The 23851-nt window shown below is 62.1% G+C and carries 23 protein-coding genes and 1 tRNA gene; 11 read left to right on the top strand and 13 right to left on the bottom strand.

The genetic code is table 11. The features are described 5' to 3' along the window. Positions 1-19: 19 nt before the first annotated feature. Positions 20-292, bottom strand: coding sequence for an usg protein (locus CW354_RS01810; protein ID WP_104828327.1), 273 nt, complete (start codon positions 290-292; stop codon positions 20-22). Between the two features lie 290 nt (positions 293-582). Between CW354_RS01810 and CW354_RS01815 the strand changes: the two genes are divergently transcribed. The 3 genes from CW354_RS01815 to CW354_RS01825 all read left to right on the top strand — a co-directional run bounded on the left by CW354_RS01815 (position 583) and on the right by CW354_RS01825 (position 4278). Next, complete coding sequence (locus CW354_RS01815; RefSeq protein ID WP_104828328.1) at positions 583-1776, top strand: type III PLP-dependent enzyme; 1194 nt, start codon at positions 583-585, stop codon at positions 1774-1776. 324 nt (positions 1777-2100) lie between these two features. Further along, on the top strand, positions 2101-3150 hold the full coding sequence (locus CW354_RS01820) for a 1,9-bis(guanidino)-5-aza-nonane synthase (protein ID WP_104828329.1): 1050 nt from the start codon (positions 2101-2103) through the stop codon (positions 3148-3150). A 189-nt stretch (positions 3151-3339) separates the two neighbouring features. Next, on the top strand, positions 3340-4278 hold the full coding sequence (locus tag CW354_RS01825) for an alpha/beta hydrolase (protein ID WP_104828330.1): 939 nt from the start codon (positions 3340-3342) through the stop codon (positions 4276-4278). Here CW354_RS01825 and CW354_RS01830 read toward each other — a convergent pair. From CW354_RS01830 to CW354_RS01840, 3 genes are all read right to left on the bottom strand, one after another. Further along, positions 4275-4589 (bottom strand): hypothetical protein, encoded by a 315-nt coding sequence (locus tag CW354_RS01830; protein WP_104828331.1) that lies wholly within the window; start codon positions 4587-4589, stop codon positions 4275-4277. The genes CW354_RS01825 and CW354_RS01830 overlap by 4 nt on opposite strands. Before the next feature lie 89 nt (positions 4590-4678). After that, positions 4679-4969: a hypothetical protein gene (locus tag CW354_RS01835; protein WP_133162125.1), complete on the bottom strand. Its 291-nt coding sequence runs from the start codon at positions 4967-4969 to the stop codon at positions 4679-4681. 246 nt (positions 4970-5215) lie between these two features. Then, positions 5216-5761 carry a helix-turn-helix transcriptional regulator gene (locus tag CW354_RS01840; protein ID WP_104828333.1) on the bottom strand — a complete coding sequence of 182 codons (546 nt, stop codon included), beginning with the start codon at positions 5759-5761 and terminating at the stop codon, positions 5216-5218. Between the two features lie 144 nt (positions 5762-5905). On the opposite strand from CW354_RS01840, the gene CW354_RS01845 reads away from it, so the two are divergent. Together CW354_RS01845 and CW354_RS01850 are read left to right on the top strand one after the other, a co-directional pair. Further along, positions 5906-7720 (top strand): ABC-F family ATP-binding cassette domain-containing protein, encoded by a 1815-nt coding sequence (locus tag CW354_RS01845; protein ID WP_104828334.1) that lies wholly within the window; start codon positions 5906-5908, stop codon positions 7718-7720. Positions 7721-7727: 7 nt separating this feature from the next. Continuing rightward, positions 7728-8189, top strand: coding sequence for a GFA family protein (locus tag CW354_RS01850; protein WP_104828335.1), 462 nt, complete (start codon positions 7728-7730; stop codon positions 8187-8189). Here CW354_RS01850 and CW354_RS01855 read toward each other — a convergent pair whose 3' ends face one another. After that, complete coding sequence (locus CW354_RS01855) at positions 8190-8978, bottom strand: acyl-CoA thioesterase (RefSeq protein ID WP_165793480.1); 789 nt, start codon at positions 8976-8978, stop codon at positions 8190-8192. Between the two features lie 213 nt (positions 8979-9191). Between CW354_RS01855 and CW354_RS01860 the strand changes: the two genes are divergently transcribed. After that, positions 9192-10676, top strand: coding sequence for a hypothetical protein (locus tag CW354_RS01860; RefSeq protein ID WP_104828337.1), 1485 nt, complete (start codon positions 9192-9194; stop codon positions 10674-10676). 269 nt (positions 10677-10945) lie between these two features. Then, positions 10946-12856: a ribonucleoside-diphosphate reductase subunit alpha gene (locus CW354_RS01865; protein WP_104828484.1), complete on the top strand. Its 1911-nt coding sequence runs from the start codon at positions 10946-10948 to the stop codon at positions 12854-12856. 33 nt (positions 12857-12889) lie between these two features. Here the strand turns inward: CW354_RS01865 and CW354_RS01870 are convergent, their stop codons facing one another. After that, complete coding sequence (locus CW354_RS01870; protein WP_133162126.1) at positions 12890-13441, bottom strand: guanine nucleotide-binding protein subunit gamma; 552 nt, start codon at positions 13439-13441, stop codon at positions 12890-12892. Between the two features lie 517 nt (positions 13442-13958). Here CW354_RS01870 and CW354_RS01875 point away from each other — a divergent pair. After that, entirely contained in the window at positions 13959-14462 is a 504-nt protein-coding gene (locus CW354_RS01875) for a hypothetical protein (RefSeq protein WP_104828339.1), read from the top strand. A gap of 268 nt (positions 14463-14730) precedes the next feature. Next, complete coding sequence (locus CW354_RS01880; RefSeq protein WP_104828340.1) at positions 14731-15255, top strand: DUF2059 domain-containing protein; 525 nt, start codon at positions 14731-14733, stop codon at positions 15253-15255. A gap of 109 nt (positions 15256-15364) precedes the next feature. On the opposite strand, the gene CW354_RS01885 is transcribed toward CW354_RS01880, so the two are convergent. From CW354_RS01885 to CW354_RS01895, 3 genes are all read right to left on the bottom strand, one after another. After that, positions 15365-15646 carry a GIY-YIG nuclease family protein gene (locus tag CW354_RS01885; RefSeq protein ID WP_104828341.1) on the bottom strand — a complete coding sequence of 94 codons (282 nt, stop codon included), beginning with the start codon at positions 15644-15646 and terminating at the stop codon, positions 15365-15367. Positions 15647-15785: 139 nt separating this feature from the next. After that, positions 15786-16223 (bottom strand): FKBP-type peptidyl-prolyl cis-trans isomerase, encoded by a 438-nt coding sequence (locus tag CW354_RS01890; protein WP_104828342.1) that lies wholly within the window; start codon positions 16221-16223, stop codon positions 15786-15788. Between the two features lie 515 nt (positions 16224-16738). Continuing rightward, positions 16739-17206, bottom strand: coding sequence for a hypothetical protein (locus CW354_RS01895; RefSeq protein WP_104828343.1), 468 nt, complete (start codon positions 17204-17206; stop codon positions 16739-16741). A 215-nt stretch (positions 17207-17421) separates the two neighbouring features. Between CW354_RS01895 and CW354_RS01900 the strand changes: the two genes are divergently transcribed. Together CW354_RS01900 and CW354_RS01905 are read left to right on the top strand one after the other, a co-directional pair. Beyond that, positions 17422-18030, top strand: a complete 609-nt coding sequence (locus tag CW354_RS01900; protein WP_104828344.1) for a c-type heme family protein — start codon at positions 17422-17424, stop codon at positions 18028-18030. Then, positions 18030-18383, top strand: a complete 354-nt coding sequence (locus tag CW354_RS01905) for a DUF423 domain-containing protein (protein WP_104828345.1) — start codon at positions 18030-18032, stop codon at positions 18381-18383. The genes CW354_RS01900 and CW354_RS01905 overlap by 1 nt, the downstream gene beginning before the upstream one ends. Positions 18384-18728: 345 nt before the next feature. Here the strand turns inward: CW354_RS01905 and CW354_RS01910 are convergent, their stop codons facing one another. The 4 genes from CW354_RS01910 to CW354_RS01925 all read right to left on the bottom strand — a co-directional run bounded on the left by CW354_RS01910 (position 18729) and on the right by CW354_RS01925 (position 23688). Beyond that, the gene (locus CW354_RS01910; RefSeq protein WP_104828346.1) at positions 18729-19121 is read right to left on the bottom strand and encodes a hypothetical protein; all 393 of its coding nucleotides are present in this window, start codon (positions 19119-19121) and stop codon (positions 18729-18731) included. A gap of 160 nt (positions 19122-19281) precedes the next feature. Then, positions 19282-21891 (bottom strand): TonB-dependent receptor, encoded by a 2610-nt coding sequence (locus tag CW354_RS01915; RefSeq protein ID WP_207764617.1) that lies wholly within the window; start codon positions 21889-21891, stop codon positions 19282-19284. A 430-nt stretch (positions 21892-22321) separates the two neighbouring features. Further along, positions 22322-22396, bottom strand: a tRNA-Val gene (locus tag CW354_RS01920). A gap of 68 nt (positions 22397-22464) precedes the next feature. After that, positions 22465-23688, bottom strand: a complete 1224-nt coding sequence (locus CW354_RS01925) for an ATP-binding response regulator (protein ID WP_104828347.1) — start codon at positions 23686-23688, stop codon at positions 22465-22467. Positions 23689-23851: the final 163 nt, after the last annotated feature.

The raw sequence follows: 23851 nt of genomic DNA on the forward strand, positions 1-23851 counted from the left end.
ATTCCTTTTTAAGAAGCCTTTAATTCAGCCCGTACTCGCTGACCGAGGCGAGCTCCGCCGCGCCGATGAGGCGCTTGCCCGCGAGGCGCACGGAGTGGATCGGGCCTTCGATCTCCCGGATCCAGAAATCGAGGAAGCGCGACAGCACCGGATATTTCGGGGCGATGTCGTAATCCTGCCAGACATAGGCCTGGAGGAGCCCCGGATGGTCGGGAAGATGGTAAAGAATTTCCGCCGTGGCGAGGCGATAACCGGCAAGCTGCTTTCTTACTAAAGAGTGGTCCTTATTCATGGACGGCCCTTCCACGCTCTCAACTATACCCAGGCGACATAGTCGGGCCTGAACCTTGCCGATTTGCAAGCTTGACAGCGCCGTTTGAGCCTAAATTCATCCAGTTTTTTCAATATGTTAGCAGCCATGCACACGGGGTGCTGACAGGCTGTTCAAAAAAATCGCCTGCGCGGGAAATTTTCTCTTTACAGGCAGACCCGTCATCCCTATTTCGCGGGTCCGCCATTCCCATGGGACCTCACCGCAAGAATGGCGTTTGATTTGAAGCTGCTTTTGCGAGGTTCCATGAGATGGATCAATTCCAATCTGCGCTTGCGCTGGTCGTAGCCGACCGTCCGGACCTACCCGTTCACTGCATCCGGCCGCACGCCGCCCAAAAGGCGGCGGACTGGTTCGTGCGCCGTTTTCCCGGCGACGTTCTCTATGCGGTGAAGGCGAACCCCCATCCGGCGATCCTCGAGGCGGTCTACGCCGCCGGGGTGCGCTGGTTCGACGTCGCCTCCCTGCCGGAGATCGAGCTCGTCGCGACCCGTTTTGAGGACGCGACGCTCGCCTTCATGCACCCGGTGAAAGCCCGCTCGGCCATCCGCCGCGCCTATTTCGACTATGGCGTGCGGATCTTCTCGCTCGACAGCCGCGAAGAGCTCGCCAAGATCGTCGAGGAGACCGGCGGCGCAAAAGACCTGCATCTTATCACGCGTCTCGCGGTGTGTTCCGACTACGCCCAGCACAAGCTCGGCGGCAAGTTCGGCGCGAGCGGCGTCGAGGCGGTCGAGCTGCTGCGCGAGGCCCGCGGCGTCGCCGACGAGCTCGGCGTTTCCTTCCATGTGGGCTCGCAATGCATGCGCCCCGAAGCCTGGCGCGTCGCCATGGCCCATGTGGGCGATCTCATCCGCGAGGCCGGCGTCACCGTCGACATCGTCGATGTGGGCGGCGGCTTTCCGGTCGCCTATCCGGGCCTCACGCCGCCGCCGCTCGAAGACTACATGGTCGAGATCGAGGCGGCCTTCGAAGAGATGCCGGTGCTTGAAAACGCCGATCTGTGGTGCGAGCCGGGCCGCGCGCTCTGCGCCGAAGCCGGCAGCCATGTGGCGCGCGTGGAACTGCGCAAGGGCGATGCGCTTTATCTCAATGACGGCGCCTATGGCGCGCTTTTCGACGCGGCCCATGACGGGCTCGTCTATCCGGTGAAGCTGCTGCGTGAGAAAGGCTCGCCCCGGCGCCCGCTGCGCCCGTTCAAGCTTTACGGACCGACCTGCGATTCCATCGACGCCATGGAAGGCCCGTTCATGCTGCCGGCCGATGTCTCGGAAGGCGATTACATCGAAGTCGGCATGACCGGCGCTTACGGCTCGGCGCTCGCCACCAAGTTCAACGGCTTCGGCGACTATATCGAGGCGGAAGTCGCGGACGCGCCGATGACCACGGTTTTCGAAGCGCCAAAACCGCAAATCGCCGAAGTCATCGCCATCGGCGATTTTTAAGGTTTCAGCAGGAATGCTGGAAATGACGGCGCTCATCGGCTAGATGGGCGCCCTGAGCCCAGATCCTGAACCAAACGCGTCAAATGAAGGAATAGAGACAGACGTTAGACAGCCTCGACACGATACGTTTCAGGCTCAGCTTTTAGAAGAATCAGAGCCGTCGGCGCATCGGTTTAAGGAAAGGAACGTCTGATCTTCCAACTTCCGAGATGTTTGATGCGCCACGGCTCAGGCTCTGTATACGGCCCTCCGCGCATGCGTTCTTTGGAACGAATGCGGTCCGGATCCGGTTTTTAACCCGGTTACGCGAAAGGACCGATTTCAATGACCCAACCCACCGACAACCGCAAAGCCGAGCTTCTCTCGGCCCCGGTCGAACATATCGACATCACCGAGTTCGACGCGCGCCCGATCATCGACGCCTGGGGCAAGATGAGCTTTACGAGCCGCGAGGCCGCGCGCGCCGCGCAAATCCTCAACATGGCGATCGAAGACGAGGACTGCTCCACCTGGCTCGTCATGGCGGGCTCCACCGGCGCCGGCGGGTGCCTGCATGTCTGGCGCGACATGGTCGAATACAACATGATCGACGCGGTGGTCGCCACCGGCGCTTCCATTATCGACATGGATTTCCTCGAGGCGCTCGGTTTCAAGCATTACCAGGCGAACGAAATCCCCGACGACAACACGCTGCGCTCGCTTTATATCGACCGCATCTACGACACCTATATAGACGAAGAAGAGCTTCAGCATGTCGACGAGACGATCTACGAAATTTGCGAACAGCTGGAGCCCCGCCCCTACACCTCGCGCGAGTTTATCCACGAGATCGGCAAATGGCTCGCCGCGGGCAACGCCAAAAAAGAAGGCTCGCTGATCCAGAAAGCCTATGAAAAAGGCGTGCCGATTTTCGTGCCGGCTTTCTCCGACTGCTCGGCCGGTTTCGGCATCGTCAAGCACCAGGTCGAACGCCGCAAGGCGGGCAAACCCTTCGTCACGATCGATTCCGCAGGCGACTTCCGCGAACTGACCGAAGTCAAGCTCGCGGCGGGCACGACGGGCCTGTTCATGGTCGGCGGCGGCGTGCCGAAAAACTTTGCCCAGGATACGGTCGTCTGCGCCGAAATCCTCGGCCATGACGACGTCGAAATGCACAAATACGCCGTACAGATCACCGTCGCCGACGTGCGCGACGGGGCCTGCTCTTCCTCGACGCTGAAAGAGGCGGCGAGCTGGGGCAAGGTCTCGACCGTCTACGAACAGATGGTCTACGCCGAGGCGACCTCCGTGGCGCCGCTCATCGTCTCCGACGCCTGGCATCGCGGCGGCTGGAAAAAACGCGCGCCGCGCAACTGGGCGAAGCTGTTCGCATAACGGGCGGGTCAACCCCTAATATTTGTTCACCATTGTTACCAATTTGGCGCCGGTGCGGGAAATCCGCCGCACCGGCGCTTTCTTTTTGCAAACAGACTTCAGCCTGCGATTAACCAGATGTTTTCCGAGGAAGGCGCAAAATTGGGCTTTCGACGCGACTGACGCGTTTCATGAAAACAGGTTTTCAAAATGGCGTTGACAGCGCGGCGAACCGGCAAAGCGATGAGCGAACATGCGCGCGACCGCCTCCAAAGCTTGCGCGCCTATCCCACGCTCGACACCTGGATGAACCCGCTGACCCGCGGGCTCGCCCGGCACTTCGCCAATCAGGACTGGCTGAAAACCCAAGAGCAGCTCGACTTCACCTATCGCATGAGCGATTGCGAGTTCGGCGGCGTCAACTGCGTGCGCTATGAAACCGAAAAGACCCGCGAGACTGACCGGATCATCTTTTACGTTCATGGCGGCGGCGGGGTCAGCGGCTCGCCGCGCGTCAACGCGTCGATGATTCTCCCAGCCTGCCAGCTTACCGGTCTCGAGGCTATCGGTCCGGACTATACGCTCGTTCCCGAAGCGCGCTTCCCGACGCAAATCGAGGAAATCGACCGCGCCTATAAGGCGCTTATCGCCAAACGTCCCGAGGCGCGCATCGTCCTTTTCGGCGATTCCATGGGCGGCGGCTTTGCCCTGGCGGCGGTGATGAAGTGGCGCGACGAAGGCGCCAAACTCCCTGACGGCCTCGTCTTGGCCTCGCCGGCGATCGACGGCGAAGGCGCGTCCGACACCCAGACGACGGTCGACGGGCACGATCCTTTCATGCGCTCGCATGGCGGGCGCCATTGCCGGCGCCTGTTCGGCTTTTACGCGCCCGACGAGAATCTCAAAGACCCGCGGATCTCGCCGATTTACGGCGATTTTCGCGGTCTGCCGCCGATGCTTGTCCATGTGGGCACGCGCGAGATCCTGCTCGGGGATTCAGCGCGCCTTTCCGAAGCCGCGCGGCGCGCCGGCGTCCAGTCGACCTTGCGCGTCTTCGACGGCATGTTTCATCTTTTTCATATGCACTGGGACCTGCCGGAAGCGAAAGCCGCGCAACAGGACATCGCCGATTTCATCCACGCGTTCTAGCCGGCCCGGCGCCGGTTAAGCACGGCGATGCGATAAAGCCCGCAGCCGGCCACATAGATTATTTCAACGTCGAAGACCCGGTTGAGCGCGACCACAACCCAATATTTATCGGGTCCGATAAACGCCGTATAAAGATGATAGACGGCGAGGAAGCCGTGCACGAAAACCAGCGGCGCCGGAAACCACCGCCGTTCGGCCATGCGGTACATGGCGAGCGCCGTCGCCCCGTCCACCGCGGCGAAGGAAAACGCCAGCGCCGGCCCCTGTGCGATCATCCATAGCTGCAGGGTGAAAGCCCAGTTGACGCCCAACAGACGAGAGGCCGCCGCGATCTGCGGCGACCTCGAATGAAATCCGATAAAAAGCGTGACGCCGGCAAGAGCGGCGTAAATGCTGATGGTTATCCAATACCCAGAATAGATCTCACCGCCTCGCTTGCCGCGGGCTTGGGACGCCCGCCCCCTGCGGCCTCCAGAAGCTGCGCGCCGGCCTGCATCGCCTGCACGCTCATCATCTCGTGAGCCTTTGCGGTGACATCGGCGAGATTCACCAATGCGGACTGCATCTGCGCAAAAGCCTCGCCGCCATTCGATGCATGAAGTTTGCCATCGACCCCTTTTGCGACAACTGCGCCCGCAGCCAGGGTCGCGGCAAGGCCCGCAATTTGCTTCTCAAAACGCAACAACGCCAACTGTTCTTTTCGGAGATCTGTCATTTCTTATCCTCACAAGTAAAAAGTATGGTACTCAAACAACAATACAACCTTAGCGGGAATGAAGGTGAAATCCAGACCAAATTACAACTTATGCGGGAATTTTCTTGAGCAGGGATGAGGACAATTACGCCGCCCGGATCGGGCGGGCCATGTGGCGGGTCGCCAAGAGGCGGGCCGCCGAGACGCAATTTTATGAGAACATGGCGCCGCAGCGGGCGCCGGTCATCGCCGCTGAAGCGGCCGGTCCTGAAAATAAAGCTCCGACGCCAACTCGGCGCCCCGGTCCAGCGCCGACAGAGACGGAACGCCCCCTGTCTCTTTCAGAATTTCTTCGAGCACTGGGCGAAGAGCTTGCGCAAGACGAGCCGGACCCTGACGGGTCGTGAGACGCGACAGCGCCGCATAAGTGTTGACGGTGGCCTCAGCGGCGATGTCGAGCGTTTCGGGCGCGGCGGGCGCCGCCTCTTCAGGCCGCAAATGGTTGATTACCACCGCCATGGCGAGCCGCAGCCGCGAAGCGTCGAGAAGCGCCTCTTCCGGCGTGGCGGGCATGGCGAGAATATCGGCGCCGCCACGGACCTCGCCGTAAAGCGCGGCGAGGCTCACCGCGCCGCCGGTCGCCTCCGCAATCCGCCGGGCGAGCAACGGCTTTGGAGCCTGGACGCCGGCGATGATCCGGTAGAGCGTCTGGCGGGAGACGCCCACCCGGTCGGCGAAATCCTGAACGCGCTCCTCGACATCGTGGAGATATCGTTTCAGCGGGTGCATGGGGTTAACCGTTTCTCATTTTCCCTTACGGGGCCCGAAAGGTTGTCACGAGACTCGCAACAATCCGTTAAGAATTGCTGCGCTGCGGCAGACGTCCTAAGAGACCGCCTCGCCATTTCAGAAACAAAAGATTATTCCCGCCCCATGAGCGCCCTCCTGTTAACCCTTGCGGACATTCGCCTCTCCATCGGCGGCGAGCCCCTGTTCGAAAACGCGTCTCTCAATGTGGGGACGCGCGCGCGCATCGCGCTCGTCGGGCGCAACGGGTCCGGCAAGTCGACGCTGATGAAAATCGCCGCCGGCCTCGTCGAAGCGGACGGGGGCGAGCGCTTCATCCATCCGGGTGCGACGGTGCGTTATCTCGCCCAGGAGCCCGATGCGAGCGGCTATGACGCCATCGGCGATTACGCCCGCGCCGGATTGGACGAGACCGGCAAGGCCCATGAAGCGGAAATGATGCTCGAGGAGCTCGGCCTCAATCCGTCCCTGTCGCCGTTAAAACTGTCCGGCGGGGAGCTGCGCCGCGCAGCGATTGCGCAAGCCCTCGCCGCGGCGCCGGACATTCTCCTTCTCGACGAGCCCACCAACCATCTCGACCTGCCGGCCATCGCCTGGCTCGAACAGAAACTGCGCGCCCTTCCCTCCGCCATCGTCGTCATTAGTCACGACCGGCGCTTTCTCGAAACCGTCACCAACGACACGGTCTGGATCGACCGCGGCGCCACGCGCGCCACGGGTTCCGGCTTCAAGGACTTCGAAGCCTGGCGCGACAAGTTCCTGGAAGAGGAAGAAGCCGCGCTGCACAAGCTCGGTCGCAAGATCGCCGCGGAAGAACACTGGATGCGGTACGGCGTCACCGCGCGCCGCAAGCGGAACATGCGCCGGGTCGGCGAATTGAAATCCATGCGCAAGCAATTGCGCGAGGCGAAACGCGTCGAAGGCGGGCCGACCTTCACCCTGCAGGCGGGCGCGGCCTCCGGCAAGCGCGCCATCGTTGCCGAGCATGTTTCGAAATCTTACGGCGAGCGGAAAATCATCGACGATTTTTCGATCGAGATCGCGCGCGGCGACCGCATCGGTTTCGTCGGCCCCAACGGCGCCGGCAAGACGACGCTGATCAATCTCATCACCGGCGCCGTCGAACCCGATGAAGGCTCGATCAAGCTGGGGACCAATCTCGAGATCGTCTCTCTCGACCAGCGCCGGGCGAGACTCAAGCCCGAGATGCGCGTCGCCGACGCCATCAATGACGGAACCGGCGACTGGGTCACGATCAATGGCGAAAAACGCCATGTGGCGACCTATCTGAAAGACTTCCTGTTCGGCCCCGAACAATGGCGCCAGCCCGTGACCGCGCTTTCCGGCGGCGAACGCGGGCGCCTGGCGCTCGCCGCCGCGCTCGCCAAGCCGTCGAACCTTCTCATTCTCGACGAACCGACCAACGATCTCGATCTCGAGACCCTGGAAATGCTCGAGGATCAATTATCCGCCTACGAAGGAACGCTTCTCCTTATCAGCCACGACCGGGCGTTTCTCGACAATCTCGTCGCCAGCGTCGTCGCGCCCGCCCCCGAAAAACCCGGCCGCTGGATCCGCTATGCGGGCGGCTACGACGACATGGTCGCACAGCGCGGGAGCGCCCCCGGCCTTGAAGGCGCGAGCGCGAAACAAAAACAGGCGAAACAAAAGTCGTCCCCTGAAAATCCGAAACCTGCGCCGAAGGCCAAGCTCTCCTACAAGGAGCAGTTCGCCCTGAAAAATCTGCCCGGCGAAATCGATACGCTGCAAACGCAAATCGCCGCGCTCAAGACAAAGCTCGACGATCCGGACCTGTTCTCCAAAGACCCCGCCCTGTTCGACAAGACCGCGAAAGACCTCGCCGCGGCGGAAGAAACGCTTGCCGAAAAGGAAGAAGAATGGCTGGTGCTGGAGATGAAGCGCGAGGAACTGGAGAATTGAAACGCAAATGAACAATCACGCAAAACCGCCCCTGAAAGCCGAATGCCGTTGCGGGAAATTGCAGGCGTCGATTGCGGCGGCGCCCCTCATCACCTCCGCCTGCCATTGCAAGGGCTGTCAGAAAATGGCCGCAAGCGCTTTCTCGCTGACGGTAATTGCGCTGAGTGAAAGCTTCTCTGTTATTGCCGGCAAGCCGGTGATTGGCGGCTTGCACGGCGGCGCGCGGCATTACTTTTGCGATTACTGTTTAAGCTGGGTGTTCACGCGCCCTGAAGGCTTCGATGAAATCGTCAATATACGCACGACCATGCTGGAAGACGCGGCGGACTTCCCGCCTTTCATGGAAACCTGCATGGCGGAAAAATTGCCATGGGCTAAGACCGGCGCCGTCAGAAGTTTCGACCAGTTCCCTGACTCCGCCGAATTCACAACGCTGCTGCACGACTATGCGGAGTGGCGAGAGGCGTAACTAAGCGAAAATCGCCACGCTTTGCCGCCCGGCGATGACAAGCTCGCCGTCGCGGTTCCAGACCAGCATGTCCTGGCTGGAATAGCCGTCGCCCGCCTGTTCGGCGCGGCTTTCCATCAGCCACCAGCCGTCGCGGGTCGCCGGCGCGTCCGTGAGCATATTGACCATCCAGGTCATGGAGCTGATCGGCGCAAATTCGGTGAACATCGGCATCAGCGCAGGCGGCGGCATGTCGGCGAGCGCCAGGAGCGCGACGACGCCGTCCGCCCCCTCATCCTTATGGCGCACCCAGATGAAATGATCGTGCGCTTTCGATCCGGTCGCGGGGCGCCCGCCTTTGGCGAGACGCGCATCGAAATGCCTGGCGAAAGGCGGGCCCATTCCCTCCGGAATAAAGGGCGCGCAATCCTCCGGCGCGGGCATGGCGGGCTGAGCCGTGAAAGTCCGGTTCCATTGCGAGGGACGCGCGCCGCCGAATGCGAAAGCGCAGCGCGTGGCGATCCCCTTTTCGCCGGAGATGTCCGCTTCCACGAAAGTCACTGACCTGCCCTGGCGCAGCATCGCCGCCCGCCCCGTAACGGGGCCGCCGGCGGGCCCGATGAAAGAGACGAGCGCCGAGCGCAAGGGCGGCGCGTCCGGAAAAGCGCGCCGCGCGGTTTCAAGACAGAGCGCGGCCGACAGCCCGCCATAGGTGGTGCGCCCCTGCATCCATTCGCCGGGAATGGTCAGCGCCAAAACGCCGTCCTGAAACGCGGCGCTCGCCATTAATTGGGAAAAAGAGATGCTCATGCTGGGGTCATGACGGGAGGATGCCGGCCTTGCAAGCGCGCAGGGCAGTCCGCGCGCCACGCCCCGTGGCTGAACCCTGGAGCTGTCTGGGAACAGTCCCGGAGCAATCCGGGCCCGCCCCGAAGGATTAACCATCGCCGGTTTTTCCTCTACCATGGGGCCTCGTGGGAAAATCCGTGAGATTTCGCGGGTTTTGAGAGGGGAACCGACATCATGAGCGCATTTGGCAAATGGTCTGGCGGCAAAGCCTCGGACATGCTGGGCGCCATGCGCGCGAGCGCCGACGGCGCGCCGAGGCGGCTTTCCGGCGGCGGCGAGCCCCGCCAGAGCGAGCGAACAACACAAGATTTTGCGCCGCTCGACCCGACCCGGGCGCTGTTTCCCAATGAAGAGGAAACGCCGGAAGGGGAAACGCCGCGCCGCGCCGCGCCGTTGCAAAACCTTCTCGGCAAGAGCGCCTTCAATCTCGAACGCCTGCGCGAACTCTTGGGTTATCACGCCGCCCTCATCGCAAGCGCCACGGCGGACCGGGCCGCCGGCGAAAAGAGCCTGACCATCTGGGGCTGGCGCGCGGCCATCGGCGTTCTCTGGCTCGCCGCCGGGGTCTGGCTGAACCAGGCGGCGCTGAACGCCCGCGCCGAGGATCTCGCCGCGACCGTCACCGGCGGCGTGCCCATCGCCGACGCTGAAATCCTGTCCCGGGTTTTTCTGGCCGTCGGGACCGCCGGGATCGCCGCCGCCATGGTGATGATCTTCTGGGTCTTCGCCGCCGGCAATGGCGACAACAGAAAGCTGCGCCGGCGCGGCGAGGCCTTTGGCGGCGAGCTCGCCGGGGAAATCCGCGAGCTCAACGAGACGCTGAAAGCGCGGCGCGACATGGTGGTGGAAGGCCCGAAAAGCGCGCGCGGCCTCAGCGCCGCCAGCCAGTGTCACCTCGAAGGGCTCGAGGCGTGCTCGCTCTTCGGCCAGATCCCGTTCCTCACCGCCAGCGATCCGGAAGACGCCGACGCCGAATATCTGCGGTTTTTACACCGCTTCGCGCCGCCGGCCCCGGGCTACGGCTTCGGCGCGGTGCTGGGTTTCGGCCTCCTGTCGGTCGCGATCGGCGTTCTGGCCGGCTGGATCGCGGGCTTTGCGCGCGCCGTCAGCCTTTACAATCCGGACGCCGCCATCGTCGCCGCCGAACCGGTGGTGATCGCCATGATGGCCTATCCCCTGGCCGCACAGGCGCTGCTCTTCGGCGGGCTCCTCTATCTCCTGATGGGCCTCGTGATCGAGGCGTTTTCCGGCGTCGTCGGCCGGGGCGAGATGGCCCGGGCCCGGCGCGACGCGCTCGACGCCATGCGCAGCGCCTATGTGGCGCAGGAAGCGCCGCTTGAGACGGAACTGGTGCGCCAGGTCGAGGACGTGGTTGAAATCCTGCGCGCGCAACTGGGAGTTGGCGGCGCCCGCGCCGGGCTTTCCGGCGGGCGCAATGAGGACGCATCGGCGAATCACGCAGGCGCATTTTCCCCCGAAGACGAGGTTCCCGAATGGCGCCGGCGCGATTCGTCGGTGAAATTCGTCGAGACCGGCTTCTCCGCCGCCCCCTCAAGCTTCCGCACGGACGCTTTCGCGAAAAAATTTTCGGGGTCCGGGGAGCGGGAAACGGGGTCGAAACGAGGCGGCGAAGGCTTGAAAAACCGGTCTCGCGATTAATCTTTGAGGCGCACTGAGCGCGCCTCGTTAAGACCTCCTTAACCAAAAACTTTTGCCCATGGACTAACTTCATATTGACGTCCGCGCGGGGCTCCATCACTATATCTTGTGTCGACGCGGGGCGTTGGCGATTCACAAAAGAATGAGACAGCCGCTGCCGGATGCGGCCCCTTTCGGGCAATCCGGAGCAAGGATTTTTGCGCCTTTTTTCGAAGGCGAAAGAACGAGGGACGGGGCAAGGAATGTCGCTTTCAGAAGCCGCCAAGGATATGGAAAACACCGGGACAGAGGCCGCCGAGACGTCGGCGCCGCAGGCGCTTGAGGGCCATGCGGAGGCCCAGAAAGAGGCCAAAAAACCGGCCCTTAAAGTGGTGCGCGACATCGTCGTCGACCGCTCGCGCGACGCTCTCCTCACCGATTTCGGCAAGACCACCATGGAGGACCGCTATCTCCTCCCCGGCGAGTCGTTTCAGGACATGTTCGCGCGGGTGGCGCGCACCTATGGCGACGACGCCGACCACGCCCAGCGCATCTATGACTATATCTCGAAGCTGTGGTTCATGCCCGCGACGCCGGTCCTGTCCAATGGCGGCGCGGAGCGCGGCCTGCCGATCTCGTGCTTTTTGAACGCCGTCGGCGATTCGCTCGACAACATTGTCGGCACCTGGAACGAGAACGTGGCGCTCGCCTCGAATGGCGGCGGCATCGGCACCTATTGGGGCAATGTCCGCTCCATCGGCGAGAAGGTGAAGCATTCGGGCCAGACCTCCGGCATCATCCCCTTCATCCGCGTGATGGATTCGCTGACGCTGGCGATTTCGCAAGGGTCGCTCCGCCGCGGTTCGGCCGCCTGCTATCTCGACGTCCACCATCCGGAAATCGAGGAGTTCCTCGAAATCCGCAAACCCTCGGGCGACTTCAACCGCAAGTCCCTGAACCTGCATCACGGCGTCAACATCACCGACGAGTTCATGCATGCCGTCGCCAAGGACGAAGAGTTCGGCCTGAAATCGCCGAAGACCGGCGAAGTGATGCGCACGGTTTCCGCGCGCAAGCTGTGGCAGAAGATCCTCGAAGTGCGCCTTGCGACGGGCGAGCCTTATCTCCTCTTCTCCGACACGGTGAACCGCCAGATGGCCAAGCACCAGCGCGATCTAGGGCTGAAAGTCTCGACCTCGAATCTGTGCTCGGAAATCATGCTCCACACCGGCCTCGACCATCGCGGCGAGGAGCGCACGGCCGTGTGTTGCCTCTCCTCGATCAACGCCGAGAAATACTTTGAATGGCGGCATGAACCACAATTCATCGAGGATGTGATGCGCTTCCTCGACAATGTCCTGCAGGACTTCATCGACCGCGCGCCGTCGGAAATGGCGAAGGCCGTTTATTCGGCTGAGCGCGAGCGCTCTGTCGGGCTCGGCCTCATGGGCTTCCACTCCTTCCTGCAGACCATGGGCGTTCCCTTCGAGAGCGCCATGGCGAAGTCGTGGAACAACCGCCTGTTCAAACATATCCGCATGGGCGCGGACGCGGCGAGCGTCGTCTTGGCCGAAGAACGCGGCCCCTGCCCCGACGCGCAAGAGCGCGGCGTCAAGCAGCGCTTTTCCCACAAAATGGCGATCGCGCCCACCGCCTCGATCTCGATCATCTGCGGCGGCTGCTCGCCCTGCATCGAGCCGATCCCGGCGAATGTCTACACCCACAAGACCCTGTCGGGCTCCTTCACGGTGAAGAACGTGGCGCTGAAAAAGATCCTCGCGGAAAAAGGTCAGGACACTGACGACACCTGGACCTCGATCCTCGAGCATGAAGGCTCGGTGCAGCATCTCGAGTGCCTGACCGACGATGAAAAAGACGTCTTCAAGACGGCCTTCGAGATCGACCAGCGCTGGGTGATCGAGCTCGCCGCCGACCGCTCGCCCTACATCTGCCAGGGCCAGTCGGTGAACGTCTTCCTGCCCGGCGACATCGACAAATGGGACCTCCACATGCTGCACTGGTCGGCCTGGGAGAAAGGCGTCAAGTCGCTTTACTATTGCCGCTCCAAATCCATCGCCCGCGCCGGCTTCGCCAACGGCAAGAAAGCGCCCGCCGAAGACGCGCCCCCGGCGGGCGGCGTCGAAGCCATGATGGCGGCCGCGGCGAAGACGGATTATGACGAGTGTTTGGCTTGTCAGTGAGCGGTAATTATACCAATGAGAAATGGGCAGGTTTTACTGCTCATTTTTCTTAACTCGCCCCTGCAACATAAATGTGCCAACAGCCCAACTAAAACCTATTGCCACCCCCGTTATTAGAAACTTTAGAAATTCGGCAAACACGCCTAACCTTTCCGATGGCGTAAGATTATTTTCCGGCTCAACATAGTCCACTGCTGATACAAACAAATCGTAGGACCACTTTAGAGGAAGAATTAAAGCTGGGGTTTCAACGGTCTCAGTAACATTTTGCGAGACACTGCTGAATACTTCAGAACAAGTGGCCTCTGAGGCCTTGGATTTAGCGTCGGCTAACTCATGCCGTAATTGCATTATCTCTTTTTTCTGAGTCAATAAAATTTGCTCATTAAAGACCACATTCACAGAAGCATAAGCAATCCAAACAACTGCGGATGCGGTGATTACCACCAAAGCCGCCTGCGTTTTTGTTGACATGTTGATTAAGTGCACAACGCTATCAGATTTATGGTAAATCTGACGTTCTGGAAAAATTTTTGCAGCCCATGTTTTAATTTTATCGCGAAACGATTTTATTTTCTTGGACATTTGGACAACCTCAATCTCCAAATGGAGTCTTATATTTATAGGATGTCGGCTTGAGCAAGCGTAAGGTAGAATAAAAAACGTATCCTGCCAATTGTGAGTCGTTATCCCGAACAAGCGGCGAAATAGAGTTTCGCGGCGTTGATCCGAGACTTGGAAAATCACAGCAAGTAGCAAGTAGGGCGGGTTGAGCGCAGCGATACCCGCCGAACCGCTCTCGGCACGGATGAATGGCGGGTATCGCTGCGCTCAACCCGCCCTACGGGCCACCTGAAAACACTCTCCACGGTTCGCGCCAGGGGCGCGGGATCGTTGCGGCCGAGCTTTTCCGGTCACTCTCTCCCCCGCGCATCCCGGACTTGATCCGGGATCCAGAAAAGTCTCGGCATTGCTGGATCCCCGCCTGCGCGGGGATGAGCGGGCGGAGAGGTCTCGTTCTGCGCCGGCGCCGATAGACAGCGCAGGGGCGCCCGTGTTCCCATGGGGCGATGGAATCAGACTGGAAACAAAGGGGAGACTCATGACGAAACGGACCTTGCAAAGACTGCTGATCGCCGCCGCGGCGGGCGCCCTCGCCGCCTGTGCGGGCGAGGAGGCGCAAGACGACGCCGCCTCTTCGGAGGCGCAATCCATGGCCGAAACAGCCGCAAGCGATGACGCGCAAGCCGCCGCCGAAAGCGCGCCCGAACCGGCGGAGCCGGCAGGGGAAGAAACAGCCGCGCCCGCGCCCGCCGCCGCCGACGATCCCGTCACCGGCATGTGCCTTTATTACAATAAGGGCGAAGAAGACGCCTGCGCCTGCGCTGCGGAGCGCTTCCGCGAGGCGGAGGCGGAGGCCGACCGCTACGCCGCCATTGCGTCGGCCTTTCTCTCCGGCGACGCGGCGCTTTCCACCGCGGACCGCTGGCAACAGGCGGTCGAGGCCGCGGCGGCGGCCGAAGGCGTCAGCATGACCAGCCTCCTTGCGCAGTCGAACGCGCTCGGCAAAGCCCATCGCGAAGCCATGAAAGCCTGCGGCCTTTAACGCCCGCTTCGCCGCCCTCACCGGCAGCGTCTCGGTTTGCCTTCATCCTGAGGGGCCCCGCCCCTTCCTCCTTCGAGATGCAAGCCCGACCGCGAATGCGGTCAATTTATCATTAGCGCGCCTTCGCGCGCAGGCGGCTTGCTCCTCAGGATGAAGGGGCGGGGCTGTTTCGAAGGGCGAAGGCAAACCGAGACGCTACCCGCTCGCCTTGCTCCCTTCCGGCCGATCTGCTCTTTTGCGCGCGCAAGCAATCGAAAAGGGGCCGGGCATGACTTTCAGAAACATCACGCTGGCGGCGGCCGCAAGCGTCGGGCTTTGCGCGCCCGCGCTCGCCGCCGACGACAGCGCCGAGAAAATGAAACTCGCCGAAGAGCTGGTGGAGCTGTCCCAGGCGAAACAGATGAGCAAACAGATCATCGCGCAGATGGCGCCGGCGCAGATTCAGGTCATCAAATCCATGACGCCGGAGACCGATCTTTCCGACGCCCAGCTTGAGGCCATCCTCACGGAAACCTCCGCCATCATGCGCGAAGAGCTGGAGCCGGCGATCGACGGGCTGATCGACGACATGACCCCGGTCTACGCCGAGGTTTACACGGTCGAAGAGCTTCAGGGCGTCGTCGATTTCTACAAATCGCCGGTGGGCGCGTCGTTCCTGTCGAAACAGTCCCTCGCCATCGAAAAGTCCATGGCGGTGTCGATGCAATGGGCGCAGAACGTCATCCCCGGCGTCATGGCCCGCGCCATGCCGCGCATTCAGGAAAAGGTGAAGCAGATGAAAGAGGCGCAGTAAAAGACGCGCGCCGTCATCCCGTGCGCAGGCGCGTCATGCAATGACGCGCTGCAGACACGGGATCGCTCCCGGCAGTCGCTTGAGCTTCATTGCCGTCCCCAGTGACGGATCAAAGCGACTCGTAAAGGTCGCGCCAGTCCGGATTCATCGCGTCCACAAGCCGGTTCTTCCATGCGCGGCGCCATTTTTTCACGCGCTTTTCATGAGCGATGGCGTCTTCAATGCGATTGAAGGGCTCGTAGTAGACAAGCTTCTTTAAACCATAACGCCGACAAAATGAGGAGCCGCGGCCTTCCTTATGCTGAAAGACGCGTTCATGGATGTCGGCGGTTACGCCGGTGTAAAGCGGGCCGTCGCGCTTCTCGCCGATGAAGTAAACATAGCCGGACATGCGAGCGAGCTTACTACGGGCTCGCCGCATTCGTCATCCAAGCGGGTTGTTGTAATTTTCGGGGAGTGGGGATGGCGATCCCGGATCTGCGCAGCGGCGTTCCCGCCGCAGCGCGTCCGGGATGACGATTGAATGGAAGCTACGCGGCTTCCTTGATCTCCACCAGGGTCAGACCGAAATGCAGGTCTTCGCCGGCGAGCGGATGATTGCCGTCGGCGACGACGCCGTTCTCACCCACTTCGGTGATGACGAGATTGATGGTCTGGCCGTCCTGGGTGCGCGCCGAAAGCGACATGCCCGGCTGGGGCGGCTGATCTTCCGGCAATTGCTCGCGCGGGATCTGCACCACCATTTCCTCGCGGCGCGGCCCGAAGGCGGCGTCGGAGCCGACGGTGACCGCCTTCTCCTCGCCTTCCGCCATGCCGTCGAGCGCCTGCTCGACCTCGGGGAAAATATCGCCCGAGCCGAGGGTCAGCGTCTGCGGGCCCTGTTCCTGCGTGCCGCCGACGACCCGGCCGTCGCCGGTTCGCACGACATAATCGATGGCGACGGTGTCGCCCTTCTTCGCTGCAGCCATGTTGAATTCCTTTTCGTCTCTCTTTGGGGACCGCCGCCCCCGCTGATCGCGCATAACGCGCCCTCGCGGAAGACCGCGCCGGACGGTAAAGCGCGCCGAATACCGGCATAGCACGGGTTCCGCCGCCAAAAGCGGCGCGCCGGCTCTTGCTTTTGCCCGTTCAGACCTCGCAAACGCCGCCCCGCCCGTCAACCCGACGATGCGGGCTGTACGGCGGATTCGTCGCCATTCTGCAGGTTTCTTCCACCCGCCGGCGCTTTTCATGCGTGCGCTGCGCGTCCTTGGATGACCAATGATATAGGGCCGCGGACGCCGGTTTAAACCCGAAACGCCGGACGGGGAGGGAATTTAATGATGAATCTTTCCTCCCGCCCCGCCCGGCGCGGTTTACGACGCCAGGCGTTGCAGGAAAAAAAGAAGGAGACAAAAAAACCGGCTCCCGCAAAACGCGAAGATGATGATTTGACCGCCTTCGCGGTCGGGGAGCCGGCGGCGCGGAAGAAAGAAAGCGCGCGTTACTCGCCTTTTTCGACCTTCCATGTGGTTTCGACATTGCCGCCTTTTTTGCCGTCCTTGCCATAAGCCGAAGCGCAATCGCTTCCCTTGCGGCCGCTGCGCATATCCGTCCAGTCCTTGCAGCGATAGCTGATTTCGACCGTATACGGATCGCGTGTCGGCATGACCTTGGCGTCATACAGCGTCCAGCGCTTGCCGGCGTCCTCGATTTCGAACTCGTCGACCGTCCGGCCGCGGGCGGAAGTGCGGCGCGCCGCTTCGCGCGCGGCCTGCACCGCCGGCAACAAAAGGCCGACCGCCTGGGGCTCTTCCTCGGTGGTGAGATAGAGCGTGTTCGCGCCGCGCCACTCGGCGGCTTTCGCCTCGCCGTCAATGCCGTCGAACTTGATATAGGCCGCCGCATGGGCCGACGCCGCAAAAGCAACCGCGCTCGCGCCAGCCGCCAGAAGACAGGTGAGTTTTTTCATTGGATGTCTCTCTTTTCTTTTCATGGTCCTCGGCGCCCCCAGCGCCTTGATGGGAAGAGACATAGCCCGGCCCGCGAAAAGCCTCAGTGACGGGCGTCACAGGCCGGACGCAAAAACGCCCGAGGACCCTTTGCGGCCAAAAAGGCGCATCGAAGCCCGCTCCGTTTGCTGTTAAGATCAGGCGCCGTCCGATCCCACAGAAGGAAGAAACAGTCATGCCCCGCTTTTCTTTCGCCGCCGGTTTCGCCTGCTTGCTGGGTCTCGCGGCCTGCGCGCAAGAAGACGCATCAATGGAAACTCCGGCGCCCGACCCGGAGATGGTCGAGACGGCGCGCATGGCGGCCGGCGCCCTCGGCGAAAGGCTGAAGGGACGGCTTGTGGAAGCCATTTCCACCGGCGGGCCGGTCGCGGCCATCGATGTCTGCAATCTCGAGGCGCCGGAGATCGCGAGCGCCGTCTCCGCCGAGACCGGCATGCGCGTCGGACGCACGGCGCTTCGCCTGCGCAATCCGGACAACGCTCCGGACGCTTTCGAGCGCGCCGGGCTGGAGAGCTTCCAGCGACAGCTCGAAGACGGCGCCGCCCCTTCGGGCCTTGAAATCGCGGAGATTGTCGATGGGCCGGACGGAAAGACCTTGCGCTATATGAAGCCGATTATGACGGGGGGCCCGTGCGTTCTCTGCCACGGAACGGATGTTGCGCCGGAAGTGCGCGCGGCTCTCCTCGAGCGCTACCCGGATGACGAGGCCGTCGGCTTTGCGCCCGGCGACATGCGCGGCGCCTTCACCATTTCAAAGGCGCTGGCGCCCCGGGAGAGCGAATAATGAATCGCCTCGCCCTCGCCGCCGGCGTTCTCGGCTTTCTCGCCGTCGCCCTCGGCGCGTTTGGCGCGCATGGACTGGAAGGCAAGCTTTCGCCGCAAGCGCAAGACTGGTGGGAGACGGCGACCTTTTACGGCCTCGTCCACGCCGTCGCGGCGTTCAGCCTGGCGCTGCACGCCAGGCCGGGCTTGGCGCGCGCCGGCTGGGCGTTCGTCATCGGCGCCGTCGTCTTTTCCGGCTCGCTTTACGCCATGGCTTTAGGCGGGCCGCGCATGCTCGGCATGGCGACGCCCTTTGGCGGCGTAAGTTTCCTTGTCGGCTGGGCGCTGGCGGCGATCGCCGGCGCGAAGCGCTAGAGCATCCTGATGTTTATGCGAGTCATCAGGATGCTCTAGATTCCTTATTTGCGCGTTTTGAGACGGAAAACCGGTGAACCACTTTTCCTTCAAAACGCGCTAGCGGCGCGGCTTCAGGAAAAGGCTCGACGCGCCGAGGGCGGACGTTAAGCCGATAAACACAAACAAAAAGATTTCCAGAATACCCATCGTTCTCTCTCCCCAGACAAATCGATGTCTGTCTATTGGGGCCTCTTATTGAGGTCGAAATAGGGCTGCGGGGCGACGATACAAGGGAGTTTCGCCTCACGCGCGATCACACGGTCGTGCTTTGCGGCGAAATCGTGGCGGGCCCCTTGGCGATAGCTATTTGGTGCCGGGCTCCATGGCTTTGAGGATAACGCGCCCGAGATCGGCGACCATGGCGACCATGGCGATGGCCGGGCCGCGCTGGATCGCTCCGGTGATCTCATAACCGTCCCACATGAACAGGGCCAAAGCGCCCATGATGATCACACGGGCGAGAATGGTGGCGGTGAAATTGATGGTCTTCGCGCCCAGGCGCTTCTTGCGCTGCTCCGGGGTTTCATTGACGCCGCGCGGGCGTATGCGCGAAAGATCCGGCTCCAAGGTCGCGGGCCGCGCCGGTGCGGCGCTTTGCGCGACAGGCTCTTCAGCCGGGGCGCCGCCCGCGATCGCAGCAAGCCGGGCCGCGCTCACGCGCGGCGCTGCGTCGTCCTTCTTTCTGGCAAAGGCCATCGGCTTTCCCCATGCGCTTTAAGACGGCGATTGTCTGCGCGGAACGGTTTCCGGCTTGTAAAAAACACACGGACAATTTTCAGCACGCCACAGGCCCGGTTTAAGAAAAAGGGCGGCCCGAAAGCCGCCCTTTTCCAAGTCCCCTCTGACGCGTCCGGCGTTAGAACGACTTGCGCACGGTGACCCCGTAGGTGCGGGGCGGCGCGAGATAGCCAGAGTAGCTGCCCGGCTGAATAACCGTCGGGAAAGCGCTCAGGAGATACTGATCGTCCGTCAGGTTGCGGGCCCAGCCCATGATCTCAAAGCCGTTGTCCCACTCAACGCCGAGGCTGAGATTGAGAACATTGACTTCGCGGCTGGCGAAACCGGCCGGAACGTTGTCCACGACCTGCGTATTGCTTTCATAAAGATATTCAGCCCGCAGATAGCCCTGGGCGTTGGCGAAATCATGCGTGTAGGTCGCTGAAGTCGAGACGCTCCAAGGCGAAATGCCCGCCGGCGTAAAACCGGAAGCGTCGAAGAAGCTCGCGCCCGCATCACATTCAGGAATATCGAAGCCCTCGAAAGACGAGCATGGCGCACCCTCGAAGGAATCGTATTCCGGATCGAGATAAGTGACGCCCGCCGTCAGGGAGAGCGCGTCGATGGGCGCATAAGCGCCTTCAACCTCGAAACCGCGCACCGACTGCTCGTCGGCGTTGGCGAGCACGAAGCCGTCCCCGATGAAGAGGTTCGACTGGAACCCCTGAATGGTCTGGTCAAATATGGCGACGTTCAGATAGCCGCGATCGAATTGAGCTTTGAAGCCGAGCTCGAAAAGCTCGACATCTTCAGGCCCGGCTTCGCGGCCGAAGCCGGTGGTCGGATCGGGCGGCATGGAGTCCGAAGACAGGTTGACCGCGCCGGCCTTCCAGCCCGTGGAGTAAGAGAAGTAGGCGTTGAGGCTGTCCGTCACGTCATAGGCGATGCGCGCCGTATAGGTGACTTTATCGTCGTTGAGCTTGCCGTCATCGAGCGGATTGCCGGGATCAGGCACATTGACCGGCACCGGCAGGAACTGCAGAGGCGACAAGGCCAGCGCGGCGTTACAAAGCAGCGCCGGGTTCGAAGCGTCGCAAGGCGTCGCCCCGATCGCGCCGGCGACGGTTCCGATGGTGGAAACATCCGTGGACGCAAATGGCGCGCCCGTCGCCGGGTTGATGACGATCCCGGGCGAGAGCGCCGCAAGCGGCAGCGGCGAGCCGGAAAGCGCGGCGATGTTGGCCGGCGTCGGGGGCAGCATGGTGATGTTGGCGAATGCGCCGCCGAAACCGACCTCGACAAGATCCACATTGTAGAACGGCTCGTTATTCACGTCGTTCAACGTGTAGTCTTTCTTGTCCTTGATCCAGGAAACGCCGCCGGTGAGCGTCAGGCGGTCGGTCAGGTGAACGTCGGCCTGGCCGTAGATCGAATAGGACTTGTTGTCCATTTCGTAATCGCCGAAATAGCCGTTCCCCGCCTGGAGGAAGGTGCCTGCCGGCAGCCCGAGCGAAGATTCAAGGCCGCTGATGCCGCCGCCGGCGAGAACGCCGTCAATGAACGCCCGCGTCTGCGTGCCGCTAATGACGTCGCGCGTGAAATCCACGTTTTCATCAAAGTAGAAAGCGCCGACGAGCCAGTCGACCATGTTGTCGCCGGTCGAAGCGAGACGCAGTTCCTGTGTGAAAGTCTTGTAAGCGCGATCCTGCGGGTTGGTGATGATGTCCGCCGCGCTGAAATCGGCGTCGGTCTGGGTGTTGTCCGATTGCTTGCGATAGGCGGTGATCGAGGTCAGCTGCGCGCCCCCAAGATCCCAGTCGCCTTGCAGAGAAATGCCTTTGCCGGTCAGCTCGTTGCTGGGCGTCGTGTTGAGAGCGACGCTGTAGTCTGTATCGCCGGCGGGATCGATGAGTTCGCCGAGGCCAAAGGGCGACGGCGCGCCGATGGCGAGCGTGGCGGGTCCGTTGAAGAGCTGAATCGCGCCGCAGCACTCTTCGTCGATCTTGTTGTAATCGCCGATCAGGCGGAAGGAGAGCACATCGCTCGGCTGGAACAATAACTCCGCCCGGGTCGACCAGCGATCGCGTTCATTGGTGTCGTTGCCGGTGACCGTGTTCGTGTAATAGCCCTCGCGCTTGTTGATGCTGCCGGAAACGCGGAAGGCGAGCGTATCGCTCAAGGGGCCGGTCACCGTGCCGGAAAACAGCACCTGATCGAAATTGCCGTAAGACGCCTCAACGCTGCCGCCAAGTTCGTATTCCGGCTCTTTGGTCGTGATGGAAATCGCGCCGGCCGAGGTGTTCTTGCCAAACAGGGTGGACTGGGGGCCGCGCAGAACTTCAACGCGCTCAAGCACGGGAAGGTCGAGGATCGCAGCGGCGGAGCGCGAGCGGTAGACGCCGTCGATGAACACGCCGACCGAAGATTCGATGCCCGGGTTGTTTGCGCCGTTGCCGAAGCCGCGAATGATGAAATTCGTTTGCGACGAGTTCTGCAACTGGGAGACGCGAAGCGACGGAACGGAAAACTGCAGGTCGAGAATATCCTGAATCTGCGCTTTCTTGATCGTGTCGTCGCTGACAACACTCACCGCGATCGGCACTTCCTGCAAAGTCTGCGCGCGCTTGGTCGCCGTGACGACGATCTGGTCGGCCTGCGCGGCCGCGCCGCTGGCCGCAACAGCGCCGAGCGCGACGCCGGTAAGGAGACGCGCAGCGAATACGTTTAGCGTGGAATCCTTTTTCATCATCTAACCCCTAATCTTGCCCCTCCCTGATCGGGGCGTTTTAAAACCCGGCTGATTACGCCCGCCGGGCCTGTTTCCTTTTTCTCTCACCGTTCCGGCGCCGTCCAGTGGCCGCAACAGCGGCCAACTGCGCTCCGGTTGCAGGCGTTACAAATTTACAACAAAACCGGTCGCCGTCAGGCCATGCTGCATCGCAAAACAAACGCTGGCGCAAGATTAACGCTGAGCCTAAATTCTCAATAAACAATTAAGTACGTTTGAGAGGGCGGCGCGCCGCGTTGCGGGGCCAATGAACGCCGGCCGGCATTGCGCCGAAAGACAAGGCGCGTAAAGCGTGCGCCTTTGTCATGCGCCTTGCTAATGACCGGCCCGACAAACCGCTTGGGAAACGGCGGAGCCGCGAGCGAAGCGACTGGCCGTGAGATATGGAAAATGGTGGGCGCGACTGGGATTGAACCAGTGACCCCTACGGTGTGAACGTAGTGCTCTCCCGCTGAGCTACGCGCCCTTCGGCCGGACCCTTTTACGCGAAGGATGCGGCGGGGAACGCCGTTCATAGCCATTCGCGCCGGGGCGTCAAGCGATCCCGTTGCCGGTTTTTTTGAGCAGGGCGGTTTGCGGGTCTTCGGCGGGGGCGTCTTCCCCGGTTTGGCGCGGTTTGGCCTTCGCCGCCGGCGCGGGTCTGAGGCGCGTCTTGGGAAGGACAAGGATCGCCCGCGCGCCCTCGCCCGGCCGGGAATCGATGCGGAACGACCCGCCATGGGCGTCGGCGATGACCTTCACCAGCGGCAGGCCGAGCCCCAGCCCTTCGCGCGAGCGCCGCATCGACATGTCGAGCAGCGCAAACGGCGCGGTCAGATCCTCCAGACTCTCCGCCTTCAGGCCGGGGCCGTTATCCTTGATCATGATCGCGAGATCGCCTTTTTTGGTGATCGCCGCCCCGATGGTGATTTCGACGCCGCGGGGGCAGAACTTCACCGCATTGTCCAGGAGCTTGCGGATGGCGCGGGAGACCAGCGCCCGGTCGCAGCAGATTTCCAGGTCGCGGTCGCATATCTTTAACGTCGTCATGGCCTCAGCCAGCTCCAGCGGTTTTTCGACGCCGGTGATCGCGTCGTCCACCAGAACGCCCAGCGTCACCTCCGCCTCGTTCAGCGTGATGGGCCCGGAGCGCGCGTCGGAGGCGAGCAGCATGTCGGAAACCGAGTTCAAGAGCCGGCGCCCGCCATCGACGATATAGTCCGCATATTCGCGGTGAAGGTTGTCGTTGTCCTTGTGGAACTGGTCGGCGATGATCTGGCCGAAGCCGATGATCGCGTTGAGCGGCGTTCTGAGTTCATGGCTCATGACGCCCATCAGGCTGTCCTTGAATTTCGCGCCGGCTTCCGCCTGGTCGCGGGCGGCGCGCAGCGCCTTGCGGTCGTCATGGGCGCGCAGGACGAATTTCACCGCATGGTGAAACAGGGACCAGTTCATGGGCTTGGCGAGAAAAGAGGTGGCGCCGGCCGCAAAAGCCCGGTCGACGGCGTCGCCGCGATCGCTCGCCGTGATCACCATGACCGGCGTGTCGCCGAACTTTTCGTCCCGGCGGATCGCCTCGGTCAGTTCGAACCCGCTCATCACCGGCATGTCGAGATCGGAGATGACGAGATCGGCGCCGTCATTCTTCAGGATGGTCAGCGCCTCGGCGCCGTCGCAGGCGGCGTGCACGCGATAGCCCGCCTCGAGCAGCTTGGCGCTGGCGAGTTCGCGCATGATCGCGTCGTCATCGGCAAGTATGACTGTCCTAACGGCGTCCACGACTGCACGGCTCTCCCTTGCCGTACGCTCCTAAGCGGCGTTGCGCGCCGACTTATTAACGCAAAGTTATCTTAACAGGCGGTTTCCCGATAAGGTGGCGCATAGAAATTAATTTTCAAACAATTCGGCGCAGGTTGAGCCCGCCCGCATGCAAGCGGGGAGC

This window comes from Hyphococcus luteus, assembly GCF_002943565.1.
In the GTDB taxonomy this organism is placed as follows: domain Bacteria; phylum Pseudomonadota; class Alphaproteobacteria; order Caulobacterales; family Parvularculaceae; genus Hyphococcus; species Hyphococcus luteus.